This window comes from [Bacillus] selenitireducens MLS10, from assembly GCF_000093085.1.
GTDB classification, from domain to species: Bacteria; Bacillota; Bacilli; order Bacillales; family Salisediminibacteriaceae; genus Salisediminibacterium; species Salisediminibacterium selenitireducens.
In genome coordinates this window covers 517,312-541,951 of record NC_014219.1, presented here as the reverse complement: position 1 = coordinate 541,951, position 24,640 = coordinate 517,312, and the positions used below count along the sequence as shown (strand labels likewise).

Genomic DNA, 24,640 nt, shown 5'->3' with positions numbered 1-24,640 from the left:
TTACAGATACACCCAAAATACTCCCGCAAATGTACGATTTCATTCAGGGCATCAGCATCTCCAGAATGCCTTCAAAGGCTTCATCAGAGGCAATCATGGCCTCATTATAAATCAGCAAATCATAGTAGTTTCGTCCTGCAAACCAGTTGGCCGCCCACTGGTTTTCACTTCGCAAGACGAGAACTTCCCGACCGGCGATTTCCTTTTCTTCCACACCTTCATACTCCGTCAACAGCCGCAAAAAACCGTTTTTACTGATATCAAGACGGGCGTACTGTTCAAAAGATGTATGGTAATAGTTTTGCCGGAATGTCTCTTCGTTCCGTCTGTTTTCTTCGTTAAATGCATCCAGTTCATCCTCACTGACCTCATTCTCCGGTGCTCGCTCGCCAAAGGTGAACGTGTAGCGGAACGGCACCTGCGCAAACTGATTCTCTTCCGGGTTGTCTTCATTGCGAAAAGCGAGACGGACATTGGACGACACCGCCGTCACGTCCCAGTCTGCCGGATAGGTAAAAGGTGTATAGGAGAACCCTTCATGTACAAGAGAGTGAGGAAAATCATCCTGCTCTTCCACCGCCTCTTCGCCGCCGCATCCGGCAAGCAATATAAGCATCCATACGCCCACGATCCATTTCATCATGTTTCCTCGCCCCTTTATGATCTGGTTATCTGCCATGCTTTTCTCTGTAGCCCGTGGTAAACTGTCCGTATGGTCTTCCGGAGAAGGACCATACGTATTCAGGTTACTTTAATGAAGCATGCGTAACCTGCGAACCACTTTATCTATTCGACCTGGAGGTATATGTACCATGACCGATCCCATAAACGGCACTGCCGATACCATTCCCCTCATCGGGCAAAATCATACCTATTATTCTTCAAAGTGGCAAGACCACCAAAAACCTTCTGTATACTGCGGTTTTAACCTTGCAGCACTCCTAGTCACGCCTTTTTGGCTCGCTTACCGGCACCTCTATGACTGGCTGATCTTTTATGTGCTGTTGCAAAGCGTGTTTGTCGCGGGCGCATCGTTTCTCCCCTGGTTATTTTATGCAGCCGGACTAGGGGCAGACCTCGTTTCTTCTCAACTTCTCTTTATCTTGACCGGCTTTACGCTTCTTCATCTCGGATTCGGGTTGAAGGCCAATGCCCTTTATTACAGACGGATTCAGCACCTGAAGAATCACGGCAATGCGTCACCTTTATTCTACCGCTCCGGCGCATCCGTGAAAAGCGGAATCATTACAGGCCTATCAGCTTTGCTGTTTGCCGTGCTTGTCAACGTCCCTCTTGCGAACTGGACATACAATCCGGCCCTTGAACCGGGGATTTATGTCTTCTCCGATGATAATCCAGTCCCTGAAGGTGTGTTGGATGTCAGGGACGAGCCCGATTTCGTTAAATATGAAGCCCGGATCAACCTGCTGTTTATACATGATGAGCCCATCGGTGACCGCTCCTTTCGCCTTCTACTCGAGCGGGAAACGGACAGTGGTAACGGGATGGCGATCACGAGAGACCGGAGCTTCGGCATCTTTTCATCGAGCGAGGTCACCCTCGACCTTCTTGACTCCGAAGATCCGCTCACAGATACCGGCACATATCACCTGACCATCTTCCTCGATGAGGAAGAAATAGCGGACACGGTGTTTTCCATTTCACTGTAACCAGATTGTTTCAGGGGATGGACACAGGGGTATAGTTTAGTTATTATAAGGGGTACTGCTCTTATTTTCCTTTTATCTGTGAGATCATCCTATAACGAAAGGGGGCTATCCGGTTCTTTAACGGATAGATTCTGCTTATGGAAAAGTATTCGTACGAAACGAAAAATCCAAACATTGTCTTTTACATCTCAGCACCCATTGTTCTTGCTTTTGTTCTCTGGGGATTATTTTTTCCGGAGAATCTTGCCAATGTATCAAGCGTGGCACTTGCGTTCACCCTTGATAACTTCGGCTGGTTCTACATGCTCGTCACCGCGTTTTTTATTGCCTTTGTACTGTTTCTCGCCATCAGTCCCTTCGGTAAACTGAAGCTCGGGAAGCCCGATGAGAAACCGGAGTTCCGCTTTTTCTCCTGGCTCGGCATGCTCTTTGCCGCAGGGATCGGTGTCGGCTTCGTATTCTGGGGTGTCGCAGAACCGATTCTCTATTATTACGATCCGCATCCGGATTACATAGGTCAAAGTGATGCCGTCCGCGCTGAAGCAGGTCTCAGGTACGGGGTCTTCCACTGGGCACTCCACCCATGGGCGATCTTCTCGCTCGTAGCACTGACGCTGGCATATGTTCAGTTCCGAAAAGACCAGCCGGCTCTCATCAGCTCGGCATTTCAACCGATTCTCGGTGACCGTGCCTATGGCGGATTCGGAAAAGCCATCGACGTTCTCGCCGTTTTGGCCACATCCACAGGGGTTGCGACCACCTTCGGTCTCAGTGCCCTGCAGATTACCGGCGGGCTGTCCTACCTGGTTGACTGGATTCCAAACAATGCGACCGTCAACTTTATCATCATTGCCATTGTGACGTTCCTGTTTATCTTTTCTGCCGCGACAGGCGTCGACAAGGGAATCAAGATTCTCAGTACCACGAATCTGATTCTGGCAGGGCTGCTTTTGTTCTTCGTGATTATTGTTGGCCCGACGCTCTTTATTGCCCAGAATTTTGTCTCGGTTCTCGGGAATTACATGTCCAATGTCGTTCAGATGAGCTTTGACTTAAACCCGTTCGGGGACGGTGAATGGCTTGGAAATAATACGATTTTCTTCTGGGCCTGGCATATCTCCTGGGCGCCGTTTATGGGGATCTTCATCGCCCGGATTTCAAGGGGGCGTACGATCCGGGAATTTGTCGCAGGTGTTCTGATTGTCCCTTCACTCCTTGGCGCGCTCTGGTTTACCACGTTTGGCGGCACCGGGCTCAGCCTGATTATGGGCGGCAATGATGAGATCGGTGACCTTGTCATGAACGAGGTCGAGCTTGCTCTCTTCGCTACTCTCGGTGAACTGCCAATCTCCATGATTACGAGTGTCATTGCCGTGATTCTGATCCTGATCTTCTTCATCACATCGGCGGACTCTGCCTCGTATGTACTCGGTGCGATGACGTCACAGGGCAGTCTGAGTCCAAAGCTTACAATCAAAGTCATCTGGGGATTCCTCATTGCCGGAACCGCCAGTGTCCTTCTCATCAGCGGAGGACTTGAAGGGCTTCAGACCGCTTCGATTGTCGCAGCGCTGCCGTTTGCCATGATCATGGTCGTGATGGTCTTCAGCCTTCTGATCATGATGACAAAGGATATGAAGAAAGACAAAATCAAGACGCAGCGCAAACAGACGAAACGCGTCAAAGATGAAGTCTACGGCGGCATGAAAGATGAATTCTACGATGAGTTCCGTGAAGAAGCCTATGATGAAATGAAAGAAGAAGTCTACGGCCAGATGAAAGAGGAAGTTTACGATGACTTCAAAGACGAAGTGTACGATGAGTTTAAAGACGAAACCTACGACCGCGTCAAAGACGAAGTCTATGAACAGATGAAGGAAGAAGCCTATGAAGACTTTAAAGGCGAAGCTTACGACAAAGTGAAAGAAGAAGTCTATGAGCAGGTCAAAGACGAAGTCTACGACGATATCAAAGAAGAAGTCTATGAGGAGTTCAAGGAAAAGATCTACGAAGATCTCCGTGATGACCTCGGTGAACAGTTAAACGGTGAGCTTGAATCACCGGACGATGAGAAAAAAGATAAATAACGCACATGTAACCCCCGATTCAACAATGAATCGGGGGTTCTTTTGCAGCGCGTTTCAGACCGTGAGCCACATGCCGGCCAGGAATACGAGAAATGACGCGACGAGCGTAACCGAAATATAAAGACATGCAGGATAAAATTTACGTGTGCGAATCAGTCCAACGGCCTCCGTACTGAATGTTGAAAACGTCGTAAAGGCTGCCATAAAGCCTGTTGCGAGGAAAAAATAGAGGTTGGGCAACGGATCCGTCTCTGTCACCGATCCGAACAGTCCCCCAAGGGTCACACCCAACCCGAAAGAGCCGATGATATTCACGATCAGCATCGCATTCGGCAGCCAGGTCTGATCGAGCCTGGCTTTAATGAGGCGTCCAAGGTGATAGCGGGCAACCGCTCCAAGCCCACCGCCGAGTGACGCCATCAAGATCATCTCCCACGTCATGCACCATCACCTTCCTTTCCCGCGAATCGTTCCCCGAGCACAATCCCTGTAAAGGCGGCGATCAATCCACCTGCAAGGGAAACGAATACATACAGGCCTGTCATGAGAACCGCTTCTCCCCCGGCCGTCGCAAGGAGCGTCACATCCGCCATCAGCGTGGACATCGTCGTAAACCCCCCGCAAAATCCGGCGCCGAGTCCTTCTTTAAAAAACGGATTCATATACCGGTACGCTGCCCATCCGGTCAAAAGTCCGAGAAGAAGACTGCCGGATATATTCTCGATGACGGTCCCTAAAGGAAACAGCGCCATCGACGACCATTCATTGATGAAAAACCTGAGCAGGGTACCCGCTGCACCGCCTACGAAGACGGCGATCGTAATATAGAACATCTGTTTTTCCATATGTATGGCTCACCTTCTGTCATTCATTCTTTCTGATTCGATCTTACTTGAACACGGTGCAAAAGGAAAGACCCTCCGTCACGAAACCGGAGGGTCTTGCTGTCCTTATTAGCCGTTTACCTCATTGAGCATCTCATCATTGAAACCGAACATCCATGTCAGGATGAAGGCCACAGAGAGTGCGATCAGGTTCGTAAGAATATACAGGAGGAGTGGCATGAAGTCATAAATATAGAGAAGCATCCCGGGAATCACCGTAACGGCCATGCCGTTCCCCTGCAGATTGAAGAGTGCTGCAAAGAAACCGCCGGCTGCACCACCGATCAGTCCCATCAGGAACGGTTTGATGTAGCGCAGATTGACACCAAAGATCGCAGGCTCGGTAATCCCGAGGAACGCTGAAATCGACGATGGAAAGGCCAGTGCCTTGAGCTTTTTCGAGCTTGTCTTGACTGCCACTGCAAGCGCTGCACCACCCTGTGCGGCAATACCTGCGGTAATAAGCGCGTTAAACGGGTTAAAGCCGTCATCTGCCAGCAGCTGGATTTCAAACAGGTTGAAAATATGGTGAACACCGGTAATAACGATCACCTGATGCAGGCCGCCGATAATCAGTCCGCTTAAACCAAGAGGTAATTCCAACACAAAACTCATACCAGCCATGATCCCGTTTTCTACAATTGTGAACACCGGGCCAAGGACAAAAAGTGCTGCCGTAATCATGATTAACAGCGTTAAGAAAGGTGTCAAAATGAGATCGAGAGCTTCCGGAATACGCTGACGGAGCCATTTCTCAAGTTTGGCACCGAGGAAACCGGCTATGAATGCAGGAAGTACAGAGCCCTGATAACCGATGACCGGGATAAAGCCCAGCATATAAAGTGGATCCACATCACCGGAACCGACGTCATACGCGTTCGGTAAGGCCGGGTTCACGAGCATCAAGCCCAGTACAATCCCGATGACCGGACTGCCGCCAAACACACGGAATGCTGACCAGGCAATTAATGCCGGCAAAAAGGCGAATGCCGTATCCGTGAGGACTTGCGTATAAAGGAGGAAATTATCCGAAATATCCGCCGGGGTCATCCCGAAAATGGCGAGGATTTCCTCTTGCGTCAAGAGACCTCTGAGCCCCATAAACAGACCCGTTGCAACGAGTACCGGAATAATCGGGACGAATATATCACCGAATGTCCGGAGAAGCCGCTGCACTTTATTTCCTTTTTGTGCAGCGTTCTTCTTCTGATCCGAGGATGAAGACTCAGGTGCACCGAGTGCGACGACCTGTTCATGAATTTTGTTTACTGTTCCGGTACCGAAAATGACCTGGAACTGACCTGCGTTGTAGAAGGCGCCCTTGACCTTGCCAAGCTCCTCCACCTTTTCCTGATCGATCTTTTCTTTGTCTGACACCATGATGCGTAAGCGTGTGGCACAGTGTGCAACCGACTCGATGTTCTCGAGTCCGCCGACCGCTTCAATGAGCTGTTCAGCTATCTGTTTGTTTTCTTCAGACATGCTTTCCTCTCCTTTCATTATTTACAAAGTCCTGATATGCCTTGAGAACTGATTCTGGAATCGATTCCACAAAAAATTAAAAGAATGGCGGAACCTGATGTAATCGATTCCACATGATCAGCATAAACTATCGCGAAGCAAAAGTCCATAGTTCATCACGATTTTTTTTGCATCTTTCATGTCTTCATCGATTTCTTCAAGGATCAGGCTTGCTATACTCATACCCGCATCCTCATTATAATAATCAACCGTAGCCAATTTTGGGGTGACGACCTGCGAAGCTTCAGATGCACCGATACTGATAAAAGCCATTTCTCCGGGTACGGACATGCCGGCATCTTTCGCACGCTGCATCGCTCCGATTGCAAGACGGTCGGTAACGGCAAAGACCGCCGTCGGCCTTGTCTGACTGTACTCAAGCATCTTCTGAAAGGCTTCGCTGCCTGACGCCATATCAAAACCTGCTGTCTGCATCCACTCCGGTAAAACCGCGAATCCACGGCTTTTCATTTCATCAAGATAGCCCCGGCGTCTCTCCTGACCGACAGCGATATCCGCTTCATCGACTCCGATGAAACCGATTTTTTCATGTCCGACATCTGCCAAAGCCGCCACGGCTGCTCTTGATGCCTCGTAATCGTTGTACACAACCGATGACACATGAGGTGTAAAATCCTGGCCGAGCACCACGACCGGCACTTTCGCCTGCTTGATGGCATTCAGTATTGCTTCATCTTTATGTGTGCCAAACAAAACGATCCCGTCCACCCTCCTGCTCTCGAGAAGACGGATATGATCAGCTTCCTTCTCCGTCTCAAGACTCGTACTCGAAAGCAAAATCTGATAACCTGCCTTCGCAAGTTCACGGTCCATGCCGTCCACAACCCGGCTCACGGTTTCCGAACTGAGCCTCGGCAGTATAACGCCGATGACATTTGTCTTCTTCGTCCTGAGTGATTTTGCCTGTTCACTCGGGACATAGCCGGTCTCTTCAATGACCTCGAGGACTTTCGTTTTTGCACGGTCACTGACGTAGCCGTTTTGATTCAATACTCTTGAAACGGTTGTTCTGGATACACCCGCCTGTCTGGCAATATCGTTGATGGTTACCATGTGTCCTGCCTCCTGTATATGTATCTTTCTTCACGATCATAATTATTCTGAATCTAACTGTATCTTACAATGAACGCCTTGCCGTTGCCACTGTTTCATAGAGACGTTCTGAATACAGGCACTCTTTTTGATAAAAAAAAGCCTGCTGTGTAAAACAGCAGGCTTGTCAATTATGGTTATTACATTACAGCTTTACAACGTTTGCTGCCTGAGGGCCACGGTTTCCTTCGACGATTTCGAATTCAACGTCCTGACCTTCATCCAGCGTCTTGAATCCTTCTGCCTGGATTGCGGAGAAGTGAACGAAAACATCATCGCCATCTTCACGCTCGATAAATCCAAACCCTTTTTCTGCATTAAACCATTTTACTTTGCCTGTCATCATGACATCGGCCTCCTTGTTGTAAAATACTCTGAATCACGGTAACTTTCTTGCCTTGCCTATTGAGGCCGAGAATGTTTCCCGAATTCATTTACAGTACAAATATACCATATTAATCCCAAGTGATCAAGTACACCTGAACAAATCTCCGTGTAACCTGTCTGTACATGTCAGCCTTGCACCTGAACCGTCACTTCTGTTGAGAGAGACAAGTCCTCTGCAAGTTCATCATCAGTCACGGTGATCTCGGCAACTGCCCGTACTTCATATTCCCCTGCCTCTGCGGTGAAGCGGACCGGCGACCCCTCATAGACCTCTCCCTGTTCGAGGATGACAGGCTCATCCCCGGTGCTTCCCGGCGAGGAATCGTAAACCGTCGCATCTTCCCTCGTCACTTCCACTATGCGCAGTTCCGCATCATAGAGTGACACTGATACTGCTTCATTCCCTTCGTGCACAATCATCGGGACCAGGTAAAGGGTGCCGCTCGTATACGTAGCATCTATTTCAAGCGTAATTCCTTCCTGATTTGTTGGTGGTGCACATGCCGTTATCACAAACAGCAGAACGATCATCAGTATTCTCACTGTTATCCCCCTCTTTCTCTCTGTATATATCCTTAATTATACCATATTTTCTCATCGATACATTCTTTCTTTACATTTGACAAAACAATGAACACACCCGTAAATCGTCGTTAAAAAGAGTTATTGAGCGCATATAGGTCATGACTTCCGCTTACATCGTAATTTGACTTTTTTTCATTCTCTGTTATTATTCAGAATGTTGTAATCGGACTGGAGGCCCCACGGGGGCTTCCGCACAAAAAATAGAAACAGAGGTGCAATGTATTGAATCTTATCCAAAACTTCAAACAGACTTGGCTTTTTAACGTGCGGGGGGACATCCTCGCAGGGATTGTTGTCGCGCTGGCACTGATCCCGGAAGCCATCGCTTTTTCCATTATTGCAGGTGTTGATCCGATGGTCGGCCTGTACGCTTCATTCTCCATAGCCCTTGTCATTGCCATCGTAGGTGGAAGACCCGGTATGATTTCCGGTGCCACCGGTGCCATGGCGCTGCTCATGATCACACTCGTTGCAGATCACGGACTTGAATATCTCCTCGCAGCAACCATCCTTACCGGAATTATTCAAATCCTTTTTGGCGTATTTAAACTGTCGAGTATTATGAAATTCGTTCCGCGTTCCGTTATGATCGGTTTCGTTAACGCGCTGGCGATCCTCATTTTTACATCCCAGCTCCAGCATTTCGTCGGAGAAACCTGGATCATGTATGCCCTTGTTGCATTGACGCTGGCAATTATTTACATCCTGCCGCGCTTTACGACTGCTGTGCCGTCGACGCTTGTCGCCATTATCGTCGTAACGGCAATCGCCATTGTGATGAACATGGGTGTCCGTACCGTTGGTGATATGGGAAGTCTTTCTTCCACATTACCGATATTTGCCCTGCCAAACATTCCACTGACTTTTGAGACATTTATGATTATTTTGCCTTACTCTCTGGCTCTTGCCATCGTGGGTATTCTCGAATCTCTGTTGACAGCATCCATCGTCGATGATATGACAGATACAGACAGCAACAAAAATAAAGAATCCCGTGGACAAGGCATTGCAAATGTTGTATCAGGTTGCTTCGGCGGGATGGCCGGTTGTGCCATGATCGGGCAATCTGTCATTAACGTCAAATCGGGTGGCCGTGGCCGTTTGTCATCCCTGACCTCCGCCGTTACACTGATGTTTTTGATCATCGTGCTCGGATCCGTCGTCGTACAGATCCCGATGGCCGCATTGGCCGGGGTCATGATCATGGTCTCGATCGGGACGTTCGACTGGAGTTCCCTGCGTAACATTCACCGCATTCCGCGATCAGACGCCGCAGTCATGGTTGTCACCGTCGGTACCGTTGTGTACACGCACGATCTGTCCCTCGGAGTCCTTGCCGGTGTTCTGTTAAGTGCCGTATTCTTTGCCTGGAAAGTATCCAAAGTGAATGTTCACAAAATCTACCATGACAAAGACCGTTCAGTCACGTATCATGTAGAAGGACAGCTGTTTTTCGCATCTGTCACCGATTTTCTCGAAAAGGTCGATTTCTTTGAAGATGTCGATACTGTCACCTTTGATATCTCGAACTCCCATCTTTGGGACGATTCTGCCATCGGTGCCTTCGACAAAATTGAAAGCAAATTCGAAAAGCGCGACATCCCTGTCTATTACACCGGGATGAACCGGGAAAGCACCCAGCTGTATGACAGGATCACCGGACTCAGTAAAGCATCCGGGCATTGATCGGATCCATGTATCATCAGACCCCTGCTTCACTGAAGCAGGGGTCTTCCACCAATCATTCAACAACTAAGGGGGCACCACCATGTTTTCAAACATTATTCTGGCCGCAGACGGATCTGAACACTCCCTGCGCGCAGCAGAGAAAGCCATTGCACTCGGCAAACTGTCCAAAAAACCGCAAATCGAACTGCTTCACGTCGTTTCCGGCGCTACGTCTAAAACCGATGTCTTGCATCACGGCGATTCCGATGCTGCCAGCCGAAAACGCCGCAAACAGCTTGATCCGATCGTGGAACGTATTGAACGAGCCAACATTCCGGTCACCGTTACGACCATTACCGCAAGCAACAGCGTCCCGGAATCCATTATTAAACATGTCAATGAGCAAAATCCCGATGTCCTTGTTCTCGGAAGCCGCGGTCTCAGTTCGGTCCAGACGATGGTTCTCGGAAGCGTCAGCCACAAAGTCATGAAATATGTCAAAGCGCCTGTGATGATGGTCAAATAAGGAGGGGTTTGGATGGTCGACTATACAGGTGAACGTGTGATTCCTAAGTTAATGAAACCATCTGACCAACTGCTCCTTGAGCATATTGCACGTTATGATTTTGCGAAACCTTATGTATCAGGGCGTGTCCTCGACATTGCCTGCGGGAGCGGTTACGGGACCGCAAGGCTTGCCAAAGGTAGAAATAAAGCACTCGAAACAATCATCGGTGCTGATGTCGATCCTGAGATTATCGAGTTTGCACACAAGGAATACTACCATCCAAAGATGTCGTTCATCGTCGCCGACGGACGCGCAGCTGATCTGCCGGATCGGCTGGGTACCTTTGATACCGTCATCTCTTTTGAAACGATTGAACATGTAAGCGATGACAGACAATTTTTTCACAACCTTATTTCACTCTTGAAGCCAGGAGGCACACTCGTCCTCTCGACACCGATCGGTCGAGGCAGATCCATCCCGTCAAAGTCCCCGTTCCACTATTTCGAACTGACAGAAGAAGAGATCCGGCAACTCGTATCAGACGGCTCCCCGGATATAGCGTCCTCTCTCCTGTATTTCCAAAACAGTGTCGCACTCGAACGGGAGAAACGTCCGGATGTGCATTATCCGATCGCTGTTGCCGTCATCCAAAAGAAGTAACCGATACAAAAACGCACCGCCCGTCACATCTGATGGGCAGTGCGTTTTCATTTGTCATTGGCTATACGGTTACGTCTGATACTCTTCTGTCACCTGCTTTTGCACCTTACCCGGCTGCTCGTTTGTCCCTCCCGGCGGATCACCGTAAAAGAACAGTTGACGGTCTTTATACAGCAAATAGGCTGAAAGGGCAAAGGCAAGGATATCAGCAATCGGGAAGGCGAGCCATACCCCGGTTACACCAATAAAAGGCGGGAGAATGAGCACCAGCGGAATCAAAAACAGGACCTGCCTCGCAAGGGAAAGAATCAGTGCCGGCCTTGCATGGCCGATTGCCTGATAAATACCACCGCTGACAACCTGGGCTCCGATCAGAATCGCCATGGCAAAAACGATCCGCATCCCTTCGCTGCCTGTGGCAATCACCGCCGGATCTTGCGAGAAGATTTGCATGAGCCACTCCGGCAACAGCATCATGACCACAAATACACCGGCAGAGAAGATCGTGACGACTTTCAGGCCGAGTTTGATCGTCTCGCGGAACCGGACCATCTGCCGCGCCCCGTAATTATAGCCGATAATCGGCTGCATCCCCTGCAAGATCCCCATCATCGGCATCAATGCGAACATGGAGACCCGCTGGACTATCCCGAATACACCGACATAAAAATCGCCGCCGTAGCGAATCAGCATCGCGTTGATCGCCACCATCATGACACTTCCGGCGACCTGCCTGGCAAACCCCGGCATCCCGATGACGAAAATTTCTTTCACTGTCTTAAACTGCAGGGTCATGTAGGCCTTCGTCATAACGAGGGAACTGTGCCCTCTCAGGAAATACCCCAGCGTAACAGCCGCGGTAACGGCCTGCGAAATCACTGTCGCAATGGCTGCGCCCTGTACCCCCATATCAAGCCAGATGATAAATACCGGATCGAGGAGAATATTCAGCACCGACGGGATGATCATCGTCATCATCGCAAACCTTGCATTCCCCTCAGCCCGGATAATCGAGTTCGTCGCAAACCCGTAGGTGAAAAAGACCGTCGCGAGTGTGATCGGGAAGATATAGTCCAGAGCATGGCCCATGATCCCCTCGGTCGCACCAAACAGCCTGAGCGTCGGTTCGAGAACCGTGAAGGCGGCGATCACGCCGATAACCCCCGTAATGAGCACCAGGCTCAATATGTTACCGAAAACGAGATTCGCCTCTTTCTCCCTGCCTTCACCAAGCCGTCTCGAAATAACCGATGCCCCGCCAATACCAAGTGCTGCGGCCACTGCCATCATGATGATCATCAAAGGAAAGGCAAATGTGACCCCGGCCACGCCGTCCACTCCGACAAAATACGAAATAAATATCGTATCCACGACGTTGTATAGAGACATCACAAGCATACCGATAACGGCTGGAATTGATAAACGCAATAGAAGCTTCGGAACCGATTCTTCACCGAGCTGCCTGCTTTGTTCTTTTTGTCTGTTCATAACGCTTCGTCCTTTCAACCAATGTCTGCATGGTTCGTTTTGAGATTGTCCTGAAGCTGCTCAATGGTGCGGATCAGCTCTTGTTTCCGTTTCGGGCTGATCCCCGCCATCAAACGCGCCTCGAGGGCTCCAAGCATCTCCCAGATCTCCCGTTCAAGACGTTCACCTTCCTCTGTCAGCCAAATCACTTTAACCCGCCTGTCCGTTTTCGAATCCTCTTTATGAATGAGGTGTTTTTTTTGAAGCGAGTCAATGATGCCGTTCATCGTGGATCCTTTAATATACATCCTGTCCTGGAGCTCTGTCTGGGATTGGCTGCCGAAGCGGTTTAAGAGGTAGAGGGCCTTCGACTGTGCCGGCGTAACATCCAAATCGCCGAGCGCCCTGTTGTGTTCGTTCTGCAAAAGATGAGCCGTCAGGGTAATGTGATACCCCGCCAGCTGTTTTATTTCGTCATCCATACTATTAGCCCCCTAAGTATTCTTCAGACAGTTTAAACGTTCTTCCCCATAAAAGCAACCGCCACCCCTTCAGAAGGGGCGGCGGTTGTCGAATGCAGATGAACAATCAGGTTCACGGTGACGCGTTTTCCGTCTTCACATCCGTTTTTCAATCTGTTCAATCGCCTGTTTGACAGAGGCAAAGGTCTTCAGTCCCGACAGGTCCATCCCAAGACCTCTTGTGCGCATGGCAATCTTCGGTGTAATACCCGTCAGAATAAGTTCCACACCTTTGAGTTTCATCAGATCATTCAGCTGAAAGATCCCCACTGTCGCTTCCTGATCAAGCTGCGAGAAGCCGGACAGATCCAGAATCAGAATCTCCACTTCATCGGCTTCGAGTGCAGGCAGTGTCCGTTCGATAATGGCATTCAGTCTCTCCTCATCGATACTGCCGATCAGCGGTAGTACGGAGATCCCCTCTTTGATCGGAACAATCGGCGTCGACAGACGTTCAATTTCCTTATGATAACTTGCAATCTTCTGTTCAGCCTGCTTGATCTCCGTAATGTCTTTTTGAATCCCCACAAAGTAATATTTATCTTCCTCTTCAAGATAAATCGGATCAATGTGCAGAAGATTCCAGAACGGTTCCCCGCTTTTCTTATAGTTCAGTATCTCAACCGATACCGGTTCCATAAGCCGGATCGCTTCACGAAGAATCGAAACTGTCTGCGGAGAAGTATCGTCTCCCTGTAAAAAACGGCAGTTATAGCCGATGACTTCATCTGTACTGTAACCGGTTAATTCCATGAATCCGCGATTCGCATAGATAATCGGATTATCCGGAAGATCCGGATCACTGATGATAAAAACGAGCTGTGTTTTTTCCAACACTTTATTTTTCAGTTCCTGTAAGTTTGTCATTGTGTCCCCCCTGATTCGTACTGTCTTTTTCACTGCATGCCCAGCTGACCGAACCTTGTTTTTTCAGTATAGCACAGATTGCCAGTCTTTCGAAAAAGAGTTGTATCACTGCTGTACAGGCTGTTGACACGACCGTTGTTTCCCCGATATACTTCAGCTGTTATACACATTTGAATCCCTCGTTAGGTGAGGCTCCTGCAGTGGAGACATGCTGATGCCCAACAACGTCCAAAGACGCCAATGGGTTGAACAGGAACCATCGACATAAGGTGGTTTTTAACGCAGCTGAGCGCCGCTCTATGCCCTGCAGTGCTAAAGCTCAACGAATGGAGGAAAAAAACGGCGCGAGCTTGATCCGCCATCTTTTTTTCATGCAAACAGGCACCTCCATTCAACGGATACAGGTGCCTGTTTCTGTTTAGATCGGCCGCCAAGCCGCATCCGGGTTTCATCTGAACGCGAACGGGAATTTGAATAAAACGATCAGTCAAAGAAAGGAGCTGTGGGGGAATGGACCCTGTGCCCAAACCGGAACACATAAATCACGAAGAAACCGGGCCGCCTCACGGCTCCACGAAGAGGCGCGTCTGAATCATTGAGGAGGATGCTGGATTATGGTGAAACTAACCGAACAAAACCGCGAAGAATATGAACTTGCTGTGGTTAGAACCCTGCAGGATGAAGACCTCGAATCATTCAGGGAACTGTTTTTCGATCTGCACATTATGGATCAGCTCGATATCTATATCAACATTGGAAAAGACCAGCGAAAAATTCTCTATCATTTTATCTCTCCGGAGGAATTCGCAGAGATCTTTGAAGAGCTCGAGTTCGAACAGCAGAAACTGTATATGAAAGAACTCAGCACCGATTATGCCCGCGACGTCATCAACAACATGTCCGATGATGACATCGCCGACTTCCTCGGTGAAATGGACGAATCAGAATCAAACAAAATCATTGAAACGCTCGATAAAGAAGACCAGGCGGATATTAAAGAACTGCTTTCTTATGAAGAGGAAACCGCCGGCGGGATCATGACGAAGGAATTTATCAGCCTTCATGCCAATGACCGGATCGAAGACGTCATCAATCTTCTTCGGGAAGAGGGCCCTGATGCTGAGACCATTTACTATCTGTACGTGGCGAATGAAAAAGATCAGCTCGTTGGCGTCGTATCTTTAAGGGATCTGATTACGGCTGACGCTCACCGGAAAGTCGAAGAAGTCATGAGCACACGCGTTTTATCGGTCAAGACATCCGACGATCAGGAAGACGTTGCCCGCCTCTTTCAGAAGTACGACTTTCTCGCTGTCCCGGTCATCACGGACGATGGCCTCCTCGTCGGAATTATCACCTTTGACGACATTCTCGATGTCATTGAAGAAGAAGCGTCCGAAGACCTTGATGAATTCGCAGCATCAAGGGGCAGTACCGATATGAAAATCACCCCCTTCGCTGCGGCAAAACTCCGGGCCCCCTGGATCATCCTGCTGATGTTTATCGGGATGGTCTCGGCAAACATCATCGGTCAGTTTGAAGAGACCCTCGAAGCGGCCGTGCTCCTCGCCGGTTTCATCCCGATGATCATGGGGTCCGCCGGGAACGCCGGAACCCAGTCGCTCGCAGTTGCCGTCCGTTCCATTGCCGTTGGCACATCAGAGAAAAAAGGACTCGGCAAACTCGTCTTCCGGGAACTGAGCACCGGTTTCTTACTCGGGATCATCTGTGCCGTCGTCCTGATCATCATCATTCCGATCATGTATTCGGGGAACTTCATGCTCGCCGTCGTCGTCGGGACGTCACTGACCCTGTCTCTGACGCTTGCGACGATCATCGGAACGCTGATCCCCATGTTCATTCATAAACTCAATCTCGATCCGGCCATTGCTTCCGGCCCTTTTATCACGACGATCAACGACATCGTCGGTCTGCTCATCTACTTTTCCGTAGCGACATCGCTATTGGCGTACCTGTAACTGCTGCACCAGCACGATTTCAGAATTCAGGGGATCGATCCCCATACTGAGGTGATCAGTTTGTCTTTTAACAGAAGCGACATTCAAACCATCTATGAGAACGAACTGAAGGCCATGATACAGGACCGTGACAAAGCGGGATTTAAAGAGGTGGTTACCTCCCTTCATCCTCAGGATCAGATGGATCTGTATGTACATCTTCGCGAACAGGAACGTCGTTTCCTTTATGAAACCATGCCGCCGCAAGCGTTCGCTCTCGTCTTTCAGGAGCTTGATGTCCTTGATCAGACCCGCTATATTCATGAGCTCGAGGAAGACTATGCACGGGCTGTGATCCGGCACATGGCCTCGGATGAAGCAGCGGATTTTCTTCTGCAGACAAGGCAGGACAAAGTATCGCGACTCCTCGAAGAGTCCGATGATGCTTTTTCGAGAAACATTAAGGAACTCCTGACGTACGAAGAAGAAACTGCGGGGTCGATCATGACCAAAGAGTTCATCAGTCTGAGGACGACGGACCGGATTTCGGATGTCATTGCCATGCTTCGCGTTGAAGGGCCGAAAGCCGAAACAATCTACTATCTCTATGTCATTGATGACCGACATAAGCTTGTGGGCGTCGCCTCCCTTAGGGATCTGATCGTTGCCGAACCCGACGCCTTCGTTCAGGATGTGATGAGTACAAGGCTTATTTCTGTAAAGGCTCTCGACGATCAGGAGGACGTGGCCCATCTGTTTAAGAAATATGACTTCCTCGCGATCCCTGTTGTCACGGAAAAACGCAAACTGATCGGTATCATTACCGTCGATGATATTCTCGACGTCATGGAAGCCGAACAGACGGAAGATCTCGGTGAGTTCGCCGCTTCCAGGGGAGCTACCGACGTCTCGCTGTCCCCTGTGACTGCCGCCAAAAAACGCGCACCGTGGATCATTCTTCTCATGTTTTTTGGGATGATCACGGCTGGCGTTATCGGGCAGTTCGAGGAGACCCTTGAAGCGATCGTCCTCCTTGCCGGATTCATTCCACTAATTATGGACTCCGCCGGTAACACCGGCACACAGTCTCTTGCCGTCGCCGTCCGCTCACTCGCCCTTGGCACCGTCGAGAAAAAAGGCGTCAGGAACATGATTGCCCGGGAATTCAGAACGGGCGTCATGCTCGGACTGATGTGTGCCGTGACGCTGATTGTGATTGTGCCGGTCATCTATCCTGGCGAGTTTCTTCTGGCTGGCATCGTTGCCGTTTCCATTCTGTTCTCGCTCAGTCTCGCAACCGTAATCGGGACGGTCGTGCCCCTGATCATTCACAAGCTCAATCTCGATCCGGCCATAGCATCCGGTCCTTTCATAACCACTGTGAACGACATTATCGGTCTGATGATTTATTTCACGTTCGCCACCTCCCTGCTTCAGTATTTATGACCGCAGACAGATGCATACAAAAATGAAACAGGCACCCGGCATACAATCGCCAGGTGCCTGTTTTGATAGCTTACTTGCCAAACTTGGTTGCGAAAGCTGTGTAGACAGCCGGTACGATAATAACGGTAATCATCGCCGAGAACAACAGCCCGGAAATGATCGAAATCGCCAGTGGGACAAAGAGAACATCGCCACTGAGGGCAACCGGTGTCAAGGCACCGATGGCCGTGAATGCCGTCAGAAGAATCGGTCTCAGCCGGACGCGTCCCGCCTCAATGACAGACTCTTTAATGCCCATTCCCTCAGCCCTTCTCTGCTTGATGAATTCGAGAAGGACGATAGAGTTCCGGACAACGATCCCGGCAAGGGAAACGATGCCCATCAACGCCATGAATCCAAGTCCCGTCTGAGTCAGGAACAGGCCAATGACGGCCCCTGCCCCGGCAATGTGAACGGTACTCATCACAAGCAGCGGCATCGTCAGGGAATAGAACTGAATCGCCATAACGATGTAGATCAGGAAGAGGACGAGAATAAACAACGTAAACAGTTCAATAATGAAATCCGTCCTTGCCTCGGTTTCACCGCCGAGACTCACGGTATAGTCACTGCCTGCATCGGCCTGAAGCTCTTCTGTAATCGTCTCAATCTGATCTTCAAGGCCGTTGTCATCCTCGGATGACGGGAAGACCCTGACCGTGATGGTGCGTGTGCTGTCATCACGGATGATTTGCGGAATTTCTTCGGAGCCTGCTTCTGTTAACAGTTCATCAAGACCGATGAGTTCCGGCGCACCGCCATCTTCACCACCGCCGTTCTCTGCCGGGAGCACAATCTCCGAAAGATCCACGCCTTCCCCGTCTTCAACGGCATCAAGGAGCAGCTGGATTCCGACAGACTCTTCTGCCGTGCGGAACGTCAAGAGTGGCAGACCGTCTGTTCTGAGACTGATCTGTTCACTGATGTCGCGCATACGGATGCTGTTTTCTTCGAGTTCTTCACGAACCGGTTCGTACACAACGGTCGGTCTCAATGGCCCCATGTCATCTCGAACGGTTCCGCTCTCCGGGATCTCATTGACGCGTTCCTGGAGCTCATTGCTCAAGTCAATCAGTGTATTGACATCCGGCCCCTGAAGGGTGATCGCAATCGGGGCACCGACAGGCGGACCGGCTTCAATCGTTGTCAGTTCCGGCTCGGCAAAGCCGAACTCTTCCTGCAGTATCGGGGTCCACCGGTCGATGGTTTCATTGGCGGACTGTTCTTCACGATTCACCCGGAGAAGCAGATTCCCCGTTTCTTCCCCGCTGTTTGAGATCCCATCTCCAAAGAGGGGCGGCAGGCCGCCACCGGCATAGACAGCCGTCTCATAGACATGCTCGTCCTCTTCAAGGATCCGCTCACGGATCTCATTCAAAGTCGACTGTGTCTCCTCAATCGTCGTACCCGCAGGCATCCGCACATCAAGCGTCACCTCGTCGCGGTCCGTACTCGGGAAGAATTCGACGGGGATAAACGGAATCAGACCGTAGAAAGCGGTCGTAATCACAAAGCCGACAATCGATACTTTCCACGGATGACGGACAACGCGGGTCAACAAGGTATCACTGTACCAGTCTGCCAGTTTATCAAACTGTTTTCCGAGCAAGCCGTCCCGCTGCGAAATACGCTTTTTCTTCGCGCGGTACTGCTTTTTCTGACGCCAGATCAGAAAGATCGGCACGAGCGTCAGCGCCACGATCGTTGAAGCAATGATCGTCGTGATCAGAACCGTCGGCAGCGCCCGGATAAAGTCCCCGTTTCCGCCCTGGATAAAGACGAGCGGCAAGAACGTAAACACGACGGTCAAGGTTGACGTAATAATGGAGGTCCTGACTTCTTTCGACCCCTTCAGTGCCCCTTCCACCGGAGCCATGCCCGCTTTGTATTTGTTACGGATATTGTCCCCGACGACAATGCCGTCATCGACGAGAATCCCAAGGGCAATAATGATCCCGATAATCGAAATCTGATTGAGATCGACCTGGAAGAACGGCAATGGAATCAAACCGATCAAGACAGAAGTCGGAATTGCAAGGGCGACGATGACCGCCGAGCTGACATTCAGCCCGAGGAGCGTCACCAAAATGACGGAAAGAACGGCAAGGGAAAAGGACAGGGACAGATCCCCGAAGATCTCATCGACGATCGTCTTCTGTGTATAGAAGAGTTCAAGACTCACTTCATCAGGCAGCTCTTCTTTCAGCTCCATCATCCGCTCATCCACCTGATCGTGGATCTGCGGGATATTGACGCCTCCTTCTGAGAAGACGGTAAAGGACAGGGCAGGTGTCTCTTCATACGTAATCAGGTCTGACGGCGTCTCGTGCATGAGCCCCACTTCGGCAATGTCTTCGAGGTAAACGGCATCCCCTTCGAAATCGTTTGCGACAAAAATACCTGCAATGTCATCGAGCTCATCGAGGGTTGTCAACGAGAGCTGGACGTTCTCCCCGTTTCGCTCTTCGATTCCGAGCGGACTCGTATTCAGCTCGGATTCAATGGCATCGATGACATCCGGGAACTGCAGACCACGTTCAAACATCTCTTCTGAGTCAATGTTCACGCGGAACTGCTGATCGGGGAAACCTTTGACATCGGTCCGGTTGATATCCATCATCCGCTCAATCTCCCGTTGCCAGTCGTGCACAATGTCACGGACTTCATACAGATCTTCACGGCTGTCTGCGAGGAGGTGATAGCTCGAAAGGGCACCGATCGTCTGCGCCTGCGTGAAGTCCGGGTCCTGCGCCTCGTCCGGCAGATCACCGAGGGCTCCGTTGATCGCCTGCTGGATGTCCGTGAACACCTCGGTCTGATTCACCCCATCGACCAGTTCGACGGTAATGTTGGAAAAACCGGAAGTGGAGACACTTGATTTTGAATCGATGCCTTCAATACTTTCAACGGCATCTTCAAGGGGAATTGTGACCTGCTGCTCCACTTCCTCCGGTGTTGCCCCCGGATACACGGTGGAGATGTTGCCGATATCAAAGGCAAACTCCGGCACTTCCCGCTGCGGCAGCGTCACAAGAGTAAGGGCCCCGATAATAACGGCAATGAGAAGAAACATCAGTGTTATTTTGGATCGTTCAATGATTTTTTCAAACATTCGTCTTCACACCTTTTCGTAAATGACAGAAGTGTCATTTCTTTTTTTTAGTAAACCCGGCGCCTGATTTCCACAGTTTTACCGGGTATCTGTCGGTTTTGTATAAAGCCCGTCCCGCAATATGGTATAAACCTCATCCACCCACTCTTCTTCCGTCATGCCCTGAATGGGGATCTGGACCGTGGCCATGATAAAGCCGATCCGGGTGGAGAGGGACACATCCTGTCTGATCTTCGTTGCTTCTTCACCGGTGGTCAGAATCACGCCGATCTTTTCTTTCATCTCCATGAATAGCTGAAACATGCGTCTGACGTTCTCCTTCACTTTATCGGAGGCTTCCTGATCGATATACGGCATGATCTGGAGCATTTGATGAATATGTGCGTAGCGTGACCACAGCCTGATCAGCCCTTTGACCGGTTCAGGATCATGCGCCGTGTCATCGATTCGCTCGACGGAACGGGCGAGCAGGTGAATCATATAGTCCGTGATGAGTTCTTCTTTCTTGTCATAATAATTATAGATCGTGCTTCTCGCGACACCGAGCCGCTCTGCAAGGGCTTTAAAATGAAAGGAACTGTATCCTTCTTCAAGAATCAGCTCTTCCGTGGCTGTATATAAGTCCACACGGTCAATGGTTTTTTTTCGGCTCATGTTCCAGCTCCCTCTTGTTTCGGCGTCCTGACGGTTGTCTACCTACTGATACCCCAATTGCATAAATGATACTCCTCATTTGTACAAGTTTTTTATAATTCATTTCGTCCCGTTTTTTCACTGTGGACACATTGTTATTGCACCAAAACCAACCTTTATGGTATGGTTTAAACGGTTTTAATTTGCACATTTCATTAAGGAGAGATGAGTCACATGGAAAACGAAACAATGCCTTTTTTCAAAACAGCAGCAGCGGTCCTCACAACCGGTCTGTTGCTTACAGCCTGCGGGAACGGAGACGGCAATGAGACCGCTTCTGACAACGATACAGGCGGCGAACCAAGCAGCTGGGATGAGATCGAGGAGAGCGGGGTTCTCACTGTGGCCACTTCCGGGACACTCTACCCGACATCCTTCCACGATGAAGATGAGGGCCTCACGGGCTTTGAAGTGGAAGTCACACGGGAAGCCGCTGAACGCCTTGGCCTTGAGGTGGAATTCACCGAAATGGGCTTTGACGGGATGCTCACCTCCATCAACAGCGGTCAGGTGGATCTCGCCGTCAATGATATCGACATCAACGAGGATCGTGAAGAGCGCTTTCTGTTCACGGATCCCTATAAATTCTCCTACGGTGCGATGATCGTCCGTCCTGATGATTTCTCCGGCATCGAAACGCTCGAAGACCTTGAAGGGAAAAAGCACGGCGGCGCAGCAACAACCATCTACATGCAAATCGCTGAAAGCTATGGCGCAGAAGGCGTCACTTATGAGAATGTCACCAATGACACGTACTTAAGAGACATTGAGAACGGCCGTCTCGACGTCGTCATGAATGACTTTTACCTGCAGTCCCTGGCCATTGAGGCTCTGCCTGAAATCGATGTGGTCATTCACCCTGACCTCTTCTATCACCCGAACAATCAGGCCATGATCATGAAAGAAGACAGCCACGAGCTCCAGGAACAGCTGAACCGCGTTATCGCAGAGATGATGGAAGACGGCACGATTACCGCCCTGTCCGAACAGTTCTTTGGCGGTCAGGACGTCTCCCAGGAGCCGGATGTCGATTTCGACGACGAGTAAACAGTAAACGGACGTTCATGATTCCCATCACAGCTGACACCGGAGAACAATCTGTTCTCCGGTGCTCTTTTGAAGGAGTGGTTCCTGATGAGCCAGATTGAATGGCAGTATATCTTCGATCCCGCCCTCGCCTGGCGGGCTTTGCCCACAGTCCTCGAAGGACTGACGCTGACGCTCTATATTTCGCTGATCAGCATGGTGCTCGGTCTTGTGATGAGTCTCTTTCTCGCACTGGCAAGACAGTCCGGACACCTCTATCTGCAAATTCCTGCACGGATGTACATTTCCTTCATGCGGGGTGTGCCGATTCTGATCATTTTGTTCATGCTCTATTTTGGCTTTCCTTATATCGGGATTGAGTTCACGGCAGTGAATGCCGCCATTATCGGCTTCAGCTTTAACAGTGCAGCCTATATGGCGGAAATCAACCGCTCAGCGATTGACGCCGTACCGAAGGGACAATGGGAAGCCGCACGATCCCTTGGACTGAGCTACACGAAGATGATGCGGCAGGTCGTCCTTCCTCAGGCATCGCGGATCGCCGTTCCCCCGCTCACGAACGTGCTGCTTGATCTCATTAAAGCCTCATCCCTTGCCGCGATGATCACCGTCCCTGAGATCTTTCAGATGTCGAGGATCGTTGCCGGCCGGGAGATGGATTACATGACAATGTTCATTCTCGTTGCCATGATTTACTGGGTGATCTGTACGCTGATGACCCAGCTGCAGAACTATCTGGAGAAACGCTTTGCCCGCTATGGCGAGCTTTAACCGGCAGTGAACTTACTGCCGGTTTTTGTCTTCGAATTATTCACTCTCTCCATCATTTTATCCATTTTAAGTAAATTATTTGTTCCGTTATTGTCACAACCTCATGGAATGGAGTATGGTACAGTAAAGTCAGAAACATCCATGACAAAAGCTTGGAGTGAGTGGCTATGAAACGTATCCTGTTCCCTGCCATCATCATGATCCTGTCTGCCGTTCTCTTCGCCTGCGGCTCCAACAGCAGTGCATCCACCGATCAGTATTACAGCGACCTTGATGAATCGGCAAAGGCCTTTTATCAGAAAAATGAGGTTCTCTACAACGGCATTGATGACATTGATGATGAGCGGTTTCTCTTATATGTGCACAGCCCAGAATGCAAGTTCTGCATCCAGTACATGCCTGAAATCCAGACGTACGAAGCAAGAAGCGAGGGAACCTATCCCCTCTACAAAATCAACGCCAGTCTGAATGAGAACGCAAACGTATGGGAGACTTACGGGATTGAAGGTGTTCCGACGACGCTCCTCATGGAAAACGGCGAGGAGATCGACCGGATTGTCGGCTACGTGCCTGCCGGGGACATCTTCACCCCTTAAACCATCCATTGACAAGCACCGGCCTGTATGGGGAAACCCGCAGGACGGTGCCTGTTTTTTTGCACTCGTTAACAACGGTGCACCTGATGCAGGGTTTCCTGCAGCATGACTGTGTTAGAGTAATGGTCAAGGAGGGATGACCATGGATCCTTTGACGCGCCTTAATAAAGCCATTCAGCACTTGGAAAACCCTCTGCTCGAGGAACCGGATTATCAAAAGTTCGCAAGCATCGCCGGTTGCTCCGAGTACCATTTGAAACGGATATTTCCGTTTCTTGTCGGTGAAACGATTTCGGCCTACGTCCGGATGAGACGCCTGTCCCGAGCAGCGGAAGACTTTCGGGAAGGTGATGCAAAGATCATCGATCTTGCCCTGAAATACGGCTACCATTCTGCTGACGCTTTCACCCGGGCATTTTCCCACTTTCACGGCGTGACGCCCACAGGAGGAAAAACGGATGGTGCTTCGTTCAACTGGTATCCGCCTGTGTTCCTTCACATGACGATTCAGGGAGGAATGCACATGAATTACCGAATGACCGACCTCCCGGCGTTTCAGATCGCCGAAGTCTCAAAGCGCGTATCCATTCAGTTTGAAGGAGAGAACCCGGAAATTGCCGCTATGTGAGAGTCATTGAAAGGAAGAAAAATCGAACAGCTCCTTGCTTTGAGTGATCTTGAACCGAAAGGGCTCATCCAGGCTTCCGCCAAGTTCTCTGAAGGGTGGATGGACGAACAGGGCCAGCTCGATCAGTACATCGCAGCGGCAACAAGGAAAGACGTCCCGCATGCGTTTGAAACACTGCCGGTTTCAGCCTCACAGTGGGCCGTCTTCACGTCATCCGGTCCGTTTCCTGAAACGCTCCAAAACACCTGGGGCCGGATTTACTCCGACTGGTTCCCGACCGCTGCCTATGAACTCGCAGAAGGTCCTGAAGTGCTCGTGATGCTCACAGACGCCCTCTCTGTCCCTGAGGTGGAAAGCGAGATCCGGATCCCCGTCAGACCGAAACCGGAGTAACCGGACCACTAAAAAAACG

The 24,640-nt window shown here is 50.2% G+C and carries 22 protein-coding genes, 1 pseudogene and 1 riboswitch; of the genes and pseudogenes, 11 read left to right on the top strand and 12 right to left on the bottom strand.

Features of this window, described 5'->3' with window-relative positions:
* Window positions 1-43: 43 nt before the first annotated feature.
* A complete protein-coding gene (locus BSEL_RS02685) occupies window positions 44-643 on the bottom strand; it encodes a hypothetical protein (protein WP_041581692.1) in 600 nt (199 codons plus the stop codon).
* A 169-nt stretch (window positions 644-812) separates the two neighbouring features.
* On the opposite strand from BSEL_RS02685, the gene BSEL_RS02680 reads away from it, so the two are divergent.
* Both BSEL_RS02680 and BSEL_RS02675 read left to right on the top strand, forming a co-directional pair.
* Complete coding sequence (locus BSEL_RS02680) at window positions 813-1,670, top strand: DUF2628 domain-containing protein (RefSeq protein ID WP_013171474.1); 858 nt, start codon at window positions 813-815, stop codon at window positions 1,668-1,670.
* 137 nt (window positions 1,671-1,807) lie between these two features.
* Window positions 1,808-3,757: a BCCT family transporter gene (locus BSEL_RS02675; RefSeq protein WP_013171473.1), complete on the top strand. Its 1,950-nt coding sequence runs from the start codon at window positions 1,808-1,810 to the stop codon at window positions 3,755-3,757.
* A 54-nt stretch (window positions 3,758-3,811) separates the two neighbouring features.
* On the opposite strand, the gene crcB is transcribed toward BSEL_RS02675, so the two are convergent.
* The 6 genes from crcB to BSEL_RS02645 all read right to left on the bottom strand — a co-directional run bounded on the left by crcB (window position 3,812) and on the right by BSEL_RS02645 (window position 8,205).
* The gene (gene crcB, locus BSEL_RS02670) at window positions 3,812-4,198 is read right to left on the bottom strand and encodes a fluoride efflux transporter CrcB (protein ID WP_041581690.1); all 387 of its coding nucleotides are present in this window, start codon (window positions 4,196-4,198) and stop codon (window positions 3,812-3,814) included.
* Entirely contained in the window at window positions 4,195-4,602 is a 408-nt protein-coding gene (locus tag BSEL_RS02665; protein WP_013171471.1) for a fluoride efflux transporter FluC, read from the bottom strand. The genes crcB and BSEL_RS02665 overlap by 4 nt, the downstream gene beginning before the upstream one ends.
* A 108-nt stretch (window positions 4,603-4,710) precedes the next feature.
* A complete protein-coding gene (locus tag BSEL_RS02660; RefSeq protein ID WP_013171470.1) occupies window positions 4,711-6,123 on the bottom strand; it encodes a sucrose-specific PTS transporter subunit IIBC in 1,413 nt (470 codons plus the stop codon).
* A gap of 117 nt (window positions 6,124-6,240) precedes the next feature.
* Window positions 6,241-7,236 carry a LacI family DNA-binding transcriptional regulator gene (locus BSEL_RS02655; RefSeq protein ID WP_013171469.1) on the bottom strand — a complete coding sequence of 332 codons (996 nt, stop codon included), beginning with the start codon at window positions 7,234-7,236 and terminating at the stop codon, window positions 6,241-6,243.
* A gap of 184 nt (window positions 7,237-7,420) precedes the next feature.
* Window positions 7,421-7,621, bottom strand: coding sequence for a cold shock domain-containing protein (locus tag BSEL_RS02650; protein ID WP_013171468.1), 201 nt, complete (start codon window positions 7,619-7,621; stop codon window positions 7,421-7,423).
* 167 nt (window positions 7,622-7,788) lie between these two features.
* Window positions 7,789-8,205 (bottom strand): hypothetical protein, encoded by a 417-nt coding sequence (locus BSEL_RS02645; RefSeq protein ID WP_013171467.1) that lies wholly within the window; start codon window positions 8,203-8,205, stop codon window positions 7,789-7,791.
* Between the two features lie 264 nt (window positions 8,206-8,469).
* Here BSEL_RS02645 and BSEL_RS02640 point away from each other — a divergent pair, with 264 nt between their 5' ends.
* The 3 genes from BSEL_RS02640 (at window position 8,470) to BSEL_RS17665 (ending at window position 11,083) form a co-directional block, all read left to right on the top strand.
* Entirely contained in the window at window positions 8,470-9,933 is a 1,464-nt protein-coding gene (locus BSEL_RS02640; RefSeq protein WP_013171466.1) for a SulP family inorganic anion transporter, read from the top strand.
* Window positions 9,934-10,015: 82 nt separating this feature from the next.
* Window positions 10,016-10,441, top strand: coding sequence for a universal stress protein (locus BSEL_RS17670; protein ID WP_013171465.1), 426 nt, complete (start codon window positions 10,016-10,018; stop codon window positions 10,439-10,441).
* Between the two features lie 12 nt (window positions 10,442-10,453).
* Window positions 10,454-11,083 (top strand): class I SAM-dependent methyltransferase, encoded by a 630-nt coding sequence (locus tag BSEL_RS17665; RefSeq protein ID WP_013171464.1) that lies wholly within the window; start codon window positions 10,454-10,456, stop codon window positions 11,081-11,083.
* Window positions 11,084-11,152: 69 nt separating this feature from the next.
* Here BSEL_RS17665 and BSEL_RS02625 read toward each other — a convergent pair whose 3' ends face one another.
* The 3 genes from BSEL_RS02625 to BSEL_RS02615 all read right to left on the bottom strand — a co-directional run bounded on the left by BSEL_RS02625 (window position 11,153) and on the right by BSEL_RS02615 (window position 13,938).
* A complete protein-coding gene (locus BSEL_RS02625) occupies window positions 11,153-12,571 on the bottom strand; it encodes an MATE family efflux transporter (RefSeq protein WP_013171463.1) in 1,419 nt (472 codons plus the stop codon).
* A gap of 14 nt (window positions 12,572-12,585) precedes the next feature.
* The gene (locus tag BSEL_RS02620) at window positions 12,586-13,032 is read right to left on the bottom strand and encodes a MarR family winged helix-turn-helix transcriptional regulator (protein WP_013171462.1); all 447 of its coding nucleotides are present in this window, start codon (window positions 13,030-13,032) and stop codon (window positions 12,586-12,588) included.
* 135 nt (window positions 13,033-13,167) lie between these two features.
* Window positions 13,168-13,938 carry a PAS domain-containing protein gene (locus tag BSEL_RS02615; protein WP_013171461.1) on the bottom strand — a complete coding sequence of 257 codons (771 nt, stop codon included), beginning with the start codon at window positions 13,936-13,938 and terminating at the stop codon, window positions 13,168-13,170.
* Between the two features lie 171 nt (window positions 13,939-14,109).
* Window positions 14,110-14,276, top strand: a riboswitch (M-box (ykoK) riboswitch).
* A gap of 276 nt (window positions 14,277-14,552) precedes the next feature.
* Between BSEL_RS02615 and mgtE (BSEL_RS02610) the strand changes: the two genes are divergently transcribed.
* Window positions 14,553-15,917 carry a magnesium transporter gene (mgtE, locus tag BSEL_RS02610; RefSeq protein WP_013171460.1) on the top strand — a complete coding sequence of 455 codons (1,365 nt, stop codon included), beginning with the start codon at window positions 14,553-14,555 and terminating at the stop codon, window positions 15,915-15,917.
* A gap of 60 nt (window positions 15,918-15,977) precedes the next feature.
* Complete coding sequence (gene mgtE, locus BSEL_RS02605; protein WP_013171459.1) at window positions 15,978-17,342, top strand: magnesium transporter; 1,365 nt, start codon at window positions 15,978-15,980, stop codon at window positions 17,340-17,342.
* A gap of 70 nt (window positions 17,343-17,412) precedes the next feature.
* Here the strand turns inward: mgtE (BSEL_RS02605) and BSEL_RS02600 are convergent, their stop codons facing one another.
* Entirely contained in the window at window positions 17,413-20,493 is a 3,081-nt protein-coding gene (locus BSEL_RS02600; RefSeq protein ID WP_013171458.1) for an efflux RND transporter permease subunit, read from the bottom strand.
* Window positions 20,494-20,571: 78 nt separating this feature from the next.
* On the bottom strand, window positions 20,572-21,147 hold the full coding sequence (locus tag BSEL_RS02595) for a TetR/AcrR family transcriptional regulator (RefSeq protein WP_013171457.1): 576 nt from the start codon (window positions 21,145-21,147) through the stop codon (window positions 20,572-20,574).
* Between the two features lie 213 nt (window positions 21,148-21,360).
* Between BSEL_RS02595 and BSEL_RS02590 the strand changes: the two genes are divergently transcribed.
* The 4 genes and pseudogenes from BSEL_RS02590 (at window position 21,361) to BSEL_RS02575 (ending at window position 24,621) form a co-directional block, all read left to right on the top strand.
* Window positions 21,361-22,233: a transporter substrate-binding domain-containing protein gene (locus BSEL_RS02590; protein ID WP_013171456.1), complete on the top strand. Its 873-nt coding sequence runs from the start codon at window positions 21,361-21,363 to the stop codon at window positions 22,231-22,233.
* 87 nt (window positions 22,234-22,320) lie between these two features.
* Window positions 22,321-23,004 carry an amino acid ABC transporter permease gene (locus BSEL_RS02585; RefSeq protein ID WP_013171455.1) on the top strand — a complete coding sequence of 228 codons (684 nt, stop codon included), beginning with the start codon at window positions 22,321-22,323 and terminating at the stop codon, window positions 23,002-23,004.
* Between the two features lie 167 nt (window positions 23,005-23,171).
* The gene (locus BSEL_RS02580) at window positions 23,172-23,600 is read left to right on the top strand and encodes a thioredoxin family protein (protein WP_013171454.1); all 429 of its coding nucleotides are present in this window, start codon (window positions 23,172-23,174) and stop codon (window positions 23,598-23,600) included.
* 142 nt (window positions 23,601-23,742) lie between these two features.
* Window positions 23,743-24,621 (top strand): annotated as a pseudogene (locus BSEL_RS02575) (AraC family transcriptional regulator).
* Window positions 24,622-24,640 lie beyond the last annotated feature (19 nt).